The organism is Micromonospora sp. NPDC051296, from assembly GCF_040682255.1.
Taxonomy (GTDB): domain Bacteria; phylum Actinomycetota; class Actinomycetes; order Mycobacteriales; family Micromonosporaceae; genus Micromonospora; species Micromonospora craterilacus.
The window spans coordinates 1-7883 of record NZ_JBFBAO010000330.1 but is presented as its reverse complement, the minus strand read 5'-3'; the positions used below and the strand labels follow the sequence as shown (position 1 = coordinate 7883).

Below are 7883 nucleotides of genomic sequence, written 5' to 3'. Positions count from 1 at the left end.
ACGCCACGCTGAGCCAGGAGCTGACCGAGCACCAGTATCGCTACTACGTGCTCGACGCACCGACCATCTCCGACGCCGAGTTCGACCGGCATCTGCGCGAGTTGGAGGCGCTGGAGGCGGAGTTCCCGGCGCTGCGCACCCCCGATTCGCCGACCCAACGGGTCGGCGGCACCTTCTCCACCGACTTCACCCCGGTCGCCCACGCCGAGCGGATGATGTCGCTGGACAATGCCTTCGCCGACGAGGAGCTGGCCGCCTGGGCCGAGCGGGTCGAGCGGGACGCCGGCGGCCCGGTGTCCTACCTGTGCGAGCTGAAGGTCGACGGGCTGGCGATCAACCTCACCTACGAGGGCGGCCGGCTGATCCGGGCGGCGACCCGGGGCGACGGCCGCACCGGCGAGGACGTCACCGCCAACGTGCGCAGCATCCGGGACGTGCCCAGCCGGCTCACCGACTCGGCGGAGTTCGGTCCGGTCCCCGAGTTCATCGAGGTGCGCGGAGAGATCTACTTCCCGGTCGCGGGCTTCGCCGACCTCAACGCCGGCCTGGTCGAGCAGGGCAAGGCCCCCTTCGCCAACCCGCGCAACGCCGCCGCGGGCAGCCTGCGGCAGAAGGATCCGCGGATCACCGCGTCCCGGCCGCTGCGCCTGGTGGTGCATGGCATCGGCGCCCGGCGCGGCTACCAGCCGGCCACCCAGTCCGAGTCGTACAGCGCGCTCAAGGCGTGGGGGCTGCCCACCAGCGACCGCTGGCGGGTGGTGCCCGACCTGACCGGCGTCCGGGAGTTCGTCGCGCACTACGCCACGCACCGGCACGACGTCGAACACGAGATCGACGGTGTGGTGGTGAAGGTCGACCCGGTGCCCATCCAGGGCCGGCTCGGCTCGACCAGCCGGGCACCACGCTGGGCGATCGCCTTCAAATATCCGCCGGAGGAGGTCAACACCAAGCTGCTCGACATCGAGGTCGAAGTCGGGCGCACCGGGCGGGTCACCCCGCGGGCCGTGCTCCAGCCGGTGAAGGTGGCCGGCTCCACCGTCACGTACGCGACCCTGCACAACGCCCGCGAGGTCGAGCGCAAGGGGGTGCTGATCGGCGACACGGTGGTGATCCGCAAGGCCGGTGACGTGATCCCCGAGGTGCTCGGCCCGGTGGTCGACCTGCGCCCGCCGGACGCCCGGCCGTTCGTCATGCCCACCACCTGCCCGGCCTGCGGCACGCCGCTGGCCCCGGCCAAGGAGGGCGACGTCGACATCCGCTGCCCCAACTCGCGCAGCTGCCCGGCGCAGTTGCGGGAGCGGGTGTTCCACCTGGCCGGGCGCAACGTGTTCGACATCGAGGCGCTCGGCTACAAGAGCGCCGCCGCGCTGCTCGACGCGCAGATCATCACCGACGAGGGCGACCTGTTCGCGCTCGACGCCGACCAGTTGGCCGGCTCGCCGTTCTTCGTCAACAAGGACGGCAGCCTCGGCAGCAACGCCGTCAAGCTGCTCGACAACCTCGCCGTGGCCAAGGAGCGTGACCTGTGGCGGGTGCTGGTGGCACTGTCCATCCGGCACGTCGGGCCGACCGCCGCGCAGGCCCTCGCCCGGCACTTCCGTTCGATCGAGGCGATCGACAAGGCCACCGAGGAGGAACTCTCCTCCGTCGACGGCGTCGGGCCGACCATCGCCGCCAGCATCCGGGAGTGGTTCGCCGTCGACTGGCACCGCGAGGTGGTCCGCAAGTGGGCCGAGGCGGGCGTCCGGATGGCCGAGGAGGCGGTGGCGGAGGGGCCGCGGCCGCTGGAAGGGGTCAGCGTGGTGGTCACCGGCACCCTGGCCGGGTTCTCGCGGGACCAGGCCGCCGAGGCGATCCAGTCCCGGGGCGGCAAGGTCAGCGGCTCGGTGTCGAAGAAGACCGGCTTCGTGGTGGTCGGCGACAACCCCGGCTCCAAGGCGGACAAGGCGGCCAGCCTGAAGGTGCCCGTGCTCGACGAGGCCGGCTTCCGGCTGCTGCTCGACGCCGGGCCGGACGCGGCCCGCGAGGTGGCCCGCGTCGAGGAGTGAACCCGGCCCGCCGATCTTGAGGGCACTCGTCCGGATACCAACTTAATTACGACTACGACCGATTCGTGACTGTCGCGGCGGGAAACCCGGTGCCAGGGGCGTTTGATGGGGGCACGGCGCGTGGACCCACGCGCCGGGTCCCGACCGGGAGGTGTGATGGAGCCGCCCGACCCGCGCAACCTGGTCCCGCCCGGACGGACGGCGCAGTTCTCGGCCTTCGTGGCCAGCGTGCTGGCCGTGGCCGTGCTGGTCTCGGCCCCCGCGCTGGTGTCGCTCGCCACGACGCTGCCCGAGCTGCCGGTGGCGTTCTGGACGATGGCGGTGCTCGCCGTGGCCTGCGACGCGCGCCCCTTCCTCCCACCCGGTCGCCGGCAGTCCTCGTCGGCGGTCTTCCCGTCGACCTGCTTCACCTTCGCGATCCTGCTCGGCTGGGGGCTCGGCCCCGCGGTCGCCGTACAGGCGGTCGCCGTGCTGGTGTCCGGGGTCCGGATGCGGCACGCCCCGTGGCGGACGGCCTTCAACGCCGGCCAGTACGCCTGCTCGCTGGCCGCCGCGTACGCGGTCACCCGGTTGGGGCCCGGCGATGTCTTCGCCGGCGGCCCGCTCGGGTGGACCGACATCGCGGCGATCGGCGGCGCCGGGGTCGCCTGGTTCCTGGTCAACTACGGCCTGGTCACGGCCGCCGTACGGCTGCGTTTCGGCGAGCGGTGGTGGCCCAACGCGTGGCACGGCCTGCCGTTCGAGTTGCTCTCCACCGGGTCCCTGCTGCTGCTCGCGCCGGTACTCGTCACCGCCGCGCGGGCCAGCGCGGCCCTGGTTCCGCTGGTGCTGGTGCCGCTGTTCGCGGTGTACCGGATGGCCCGGCTCACCGTCGAGCAGCGCCAACTCGCCTCGCTCGATCCGCTCACCGGGCTGGCCAACCGCAAGGCGCTGCTGGCGGAGGTCAACGAGCAGGTGCACCGGCACGCCGAGCGTGGCGCGCGGGGCGAGCCGGACGCCCGCCTGGCCCTGCTGCTGATCGACCTGGACCGGTTCAAGAACGTCAACGACGCGCTCGGGCACGCGGTCGGCGACCGGCTGCTGGTCGAGGTGAGCGCCCGGCTGACCGACGTGGTCGAGCCGCCGGACCTGGTCGCCCGGCTCGGCGGGGACGAGTTCGCGATCGTGATGACCGGGCTGACCGACGTCACCGAGGCCCGGGCGTTGGCCGACCAGGTGGTGCGGGTGCTGGCCGAGCCGGTCCCGCTGGACGGGCTGCCGCTGGACGTCGGCGGCTCCATCGGCATCGCGCTGTACCCGGAGCACGGCGAGGACTTCGCCACCCTGATGCGCCACGCCGACGTGGCCATGTACGACGCGAAGCATCGCAACGACACGGTCGCCGTCTACACCGCCGAGTCCGACCACAACTCCGCCGAGCGGCTGGGCCTGCTGGCCGACCTGCGCCGGGTCCTGGAGGCGGGCCGGGCGGTCGACGGTGACGCGCCGGTCGACGCGCCCGTGGTGCGGGGCGGTGACGGTGCGATGCTGCCCGCGTCCCCGCCGGTGGACGAGCGCCCCGGCCCGCGGTGGTGGAGTCGGCGGCGACGCCGCCCTTCGCTGGTGGCCCACGACGACGAGCTGATCGCCCGGATCGTCACCGGCGCGGACCCGATCCTGCGCCGCGCGGCCCGGTCCGCCCCGTCGGCGGCACCCACCGGCGAGCCGTGGGCCGACCCCGCCCAGGCCGCCGTCCAGCCGGATCCGGCGTGGCTCGACGGCCAGCCGGATCCGGTGCCGTCGGACGCTGACCCCGAGCGCGGTGCCGAGCCGGCCGGGGACGCGGGCGAGATCATGATGTATTACCAACCGCAGATCGCCATCGCCACCGGCGAGATGGTCGGCGTGGAGGCGCTGCTGCGTTGGCGGCACCCGCGCCGGGGGATGGTCGACCCGGAGGAGCTGATCCGGGTCGCCGAGCAGAGCGCGGTGATGCGGCTGCTCACCCGCCGGGTCGTCGACGACGTGGTGGAGCAACTCGCCAAGTGGTCGGCGGCGGGCCTGCACCTGCGCGCGGCCCTCAACGTCAGCGTGCGGGACCTGCACACCGGCGAGATCGCCGACCAGATCGCCGACCGGCTCACCCGCTACGGCGTGGCCCCGGAACGGCTGCAACTGGAGATCACCGAGGGCGCGCTGATGGCCGACCCGCGTCGGGTGCTGACGACCATCACCCGGCTGCACCGGATCGGCGTGGGCATCGCGCTGGACGACTTCGGCACCGGGTATTCATCCCTGCAGCACCTGCGCCGGCTGCCGTTGTCGGAGGTGAAGGTCGACCGTTCGTTCGTCCTCGGCATGACCGACGACACCGACGACGCGGCGATCGTCCGGTCCACGATCGAGCTGTCCAAGGCGCTGGGACTGCGCGTGGTGGCCGAGGGTGTGGAGGACGAGCGCACCTGGCGCATGCTGCACGCCGCCGGCTGCGACGTCGCCCAGGGCTGGTTCTACGCCCGGCCGATGCCGGCGGAGGAACTGGTCGCCTGGCTGGCCCGGTACCGCCCGCTGCGCCCGCTCGGCGGCCACGACGACACGGACACGCCCCGCCGGCCCGGCCGGTGATCCGCCGGGCCGCGCTGGCCCGTGGTCCCGGCGCCCGGGGAGCCGGGAGCGGCCGGTCGGGTGCGGAACAATAGACTCGCTGCCGTCACCGCGGGTCGCGCTCCGCCGACCCGGGTGGGGCACGCCGACGCAGGACAGCCACGAAGGGGGCACCGATGGCCGCCATCTCCCGCGAGGAGGTCGCGCACCTGGCGCGACTGTCGCGGCTCGCCGTGACGGAGGAGGAGTTGGACACCTTCGCCGGCCAGCTCGACGTGATCCTCCAGGCGGTCGCCCAGGTGGGCGAGGTCACCGCCGCGGACATCCCGCCGACCTCGCACTCGGTGCCGCTGACCAACGTGCTCCGGGACGACGTCGTGACGCCGTGCCTGACCCCCGAGGAAGCGCTGTCGGGCGCGCCCGACGCGGAGGAGCAGCGGTTCCGCGTACCGCGGATCCTGGACGAGGATGTGGCCTCATGACCGACCTGACCAGAATGACCGCGACCCAGATTGCCGGACTGGTCGCCGCCGGGGAGACCTCGGCCGTCGAGGTCACCCAGGCGCACCTGGACCGGATCGCCGCCGTCGACGACCGGGTCAACGCGTTCCTGCACGTCGACACCGAGGGTGCGCTGGCCGCCGCCCGGCAGGTCGACGCCCGCCGCGACGCCGGGGAGGCACTGGGCCCGCTGGCCGGCGTGCCGATCGCGGTCAAGGACGTGCTGACCACCAAGGGTGTGCCGACCACCGTCGGGTCGAAGATCCTGGAGGGCTGGTGCCCGCCGTACGACTCGACGATCGTGCAGCGGTTGCAGGCCGCCGGCACGGTGATGCTCGGCAAGACCAACATGGACGAGTTCGCGATGGGCTCCTCCACGGAGTACTCGGCGTACGGGCCGACCCGCAACCCGTGGGACACCGACCGGATCCCGGGCGGCTCCGGCGGGGGCAGCGCCGCCGCGCTCGCCGCCTACGAGGCGCCGCTGGCGATCGGCTCGGACACCGGCGGTTCGATCCGCCAGCCGGGCGCGGTCACCGGCACCGTCGGCGCCAAGCCGACGTACGGCGGCACCTCCCGGTACGGCCTGGTGGCCTTCTCCTCCTCGCTGGACACGCCCGGCCCGTGTGCGCGTACGGTGCTCGACGCCGCGCTGCTGCACGAGGCGATCGGCGGGCACGACCCGCGTGACTCCACCTCCATCCCCGCGCCGGTGCCGGACGTGGTGGCCGCGGCGAAGCTCGGCGCCACCGGCGACCTGACCGGGGTGCGGCTCGGCATCGTCAGCGAGTTCGCCGGCGAGGGCGCCGAGCCGGGCGTGCTGGCCGCCTTCAACGAGGCCGTCGACACGCTCACGAAGCTGGGCGCCGAGATCGTCGAGGTGTCCTGCCCGCACTTCAAGTACGCGCTGCCGGCGTACTACCTGATCGCACCGAGCGAGTGCTCCTCCAACCTGGCGCGCTTCGACGGCGTCCGGTTCGGGCTGCGGGTCGGCGACGACGGCAACCGGTCGCTGGAGGAGGTCATGTCGCTGACCCGGGAGGCCGGTTTCGGTGCCGAGGTCAAGCGGCGCATCATGATCGGCACGTACGCGCTGTCGTCGGGCTACTACGACGCCTACTACGGGCAGGCGCAGAAGGTCCGTACGCTGATCACCCGCGACTTCACCGCCGCGTTCGAGCGGGTCGACGCGCTGATCTCGCCGACCACCCCGTTCGTGGCCTTCCCGCTGGGCGCGCGCACCTCCGACCCGTACCAGATGTACCTGGCCGACCTGTTCACCATCCCGACCAACCTGTACGGCGGGCCGGGTATCTCGGTGCCGTGCGGGCTCTCCGACGGGCTGCCGGTCGGCCTGCAGGTGATGGCCCCGACGATGGCCGACGACCGGATGTACCGGGTCGCCGCCGCGCTGGAGAGCGCCGTCGGCACGCTCACCCCACCGGCCCTGTGACCTGTTCGCGGGGCGGCTCGTAGCCGCCCCGCGACGGTCTCCCGGCCACTCCAGGAATGCCCGCCGTGACCGCTGGTTCCCGTTCGACGACACGCGGTCACCGTTCGGTCTATTACGCGTCGTCACTGGTCCTGGTTGGATAAAGTCTCAGTCCGCTGGCGAATGCGAGTGACGGTTCTCCCCACCACAGTCCTGGAAGTGCGATGAAGACGCTGCGGCCGGTTGTGATTGTCTCAGTGCTCATGGTGCTGCTGCTCGGCAGCGCGCAGCCGGCGGCTGCCGCCACCGTCACCATCACCTCCGGTCCGGTGGCCTCGCCGGTCACCGCGTACGAGTCGTACCCGACGCACACGTTCACCGCCTCCGGCGGCACCGCTCCCTACACCCTCTCGCTCCGGTCGGGCTCGTTGCCGGTGGGGATGGCGTTGTCGTCGGCGGGGGTCTTCTCGGGTACGCCGACCACCCCGGGCAGCTTCACCTTCGGCATCCGGATGACGGACGCAGCCGGGGAGTTCGCCGAGCAGAGCGTCACCGTGGTGGTGGTCGCGCCGACCATCACCATCACCTCGGACGCCCCGACCTCGCCCTGGTACACCGGGCAGCCGTACCCGACGCACGAGTTCACGGCGTCGGGCGGCACCGCCCCGCACCGGCTCTCGCTCCGGTCGGGCTCGTTGCCGGTGGGGATGGCGTTGTCGTCGGCGGGGGTCTTCTCGGGTACGCCGACCACCCCGGGCAGCTACACCTTCGGCATCCGGATGTCCGACGCGCACAACTTCTTCGCCGAGCAGGAAGTCACGGTGGTCATCGCCGCACCGGCGACCGTCATCACGTCGGGAGAGCCGCCCCGCGGCAGGGTCGGCAAGGCGTACTCGTTCCGGTTCACCGCCGAGGGCGACTCCGACATCAAGTTCAGTGTGACCGCCGGGGACCTGCCCCCGGGGCTCACCCTCGCCCCGGACGGCAAGCTCAGCGGCACCCCCGGCACCGCAGGCACCTACGCCTTCACGGTGACGGCGGCCGGCACGGCGACCAGCGCCACGGACGAGGTGTCGCTGGTCGTGGGCGCCGCGCCGTCCTCCCCGTCGCCGACGCCCACCCAGCCGACCCCCACCCCGACGGCGACGCCGACCGAGCCGACGCCGACGGACTCGGCGGAGCCGACGCCGACCACGCCGGCCCCGGCGTCACCGTCGCCCACCAGGACGATGTGGTGCGTGGCTGCCGGTCACCGGATTCGTACCCACACCCCGCGCCACAAGATCCAAATATGCCTGGCGCTCAGCGTGCAGCTTCTT

At 72.8% G+C, this 7883-nt stretch carries 5 protein-coding genes; all 5 read left to right on the top strand.

The features are described 5' to 3' along the window. Window positions 1-2048, top strand: a 2048-nt coding sequence (gene ligA / locus AB0M52_RS26785; protein WP_363959118.1) for an NAD-dependent DNA ligase LigA, incomplete at its 5' end; no start/stop codon positions are given. A gap of 156 nt (window positions 2049-2204) precedes the next feature. After that, on the top strand, window positions 2205-4652 hold the full coding sequence (locus tag AB0M52_RS26780; protein ID WP_363959116.1) for an EAL domain-containing protein: 2448 nt from the start codon (window positions 2205-2207) through the stop codon (window positions 4650-4652). Between the two features lie 155 nt (window positions 4653-4807). Beyond that, complete coding sequence (gene gatC / locus AB0M52_RS26775) at window positions 4808-5113, top strand: Asp-tRNA(Asn)/Glu-tRNA(Gln) amidotransferase subunit GatC (protein WP_111212474.1); 306 nt, start codon at window positions 4808-4810, stop codon at window positions 5111-5113. Next, on the top strand, window positions 5110-6585 hold the full coding sequence (gatA, locus tag AB0M52_RS26770) for an Asp-tRNA(Asn)/Glu-tRNA(Gln) amidotransferase subunit GatA (protein ID WP_363959114.1): 1476 nt from the start codon (window positions 5110-5112) through the stop codon (window positions 6583-6585). The genes gatC and gatA overlap by 4 nt, the downstream gene beginning before the upstream one ends. Window positions 6586-6809: 224 nt before the next feature. Beyond that, window positions 6810-7883 (top strand): Ig domain-containing protein (locus AB0M52_RS26765; RefSeq protein ID WP_363959112.1); only part of this gene is annotated, 1074 nt, incomplete at its 3' end.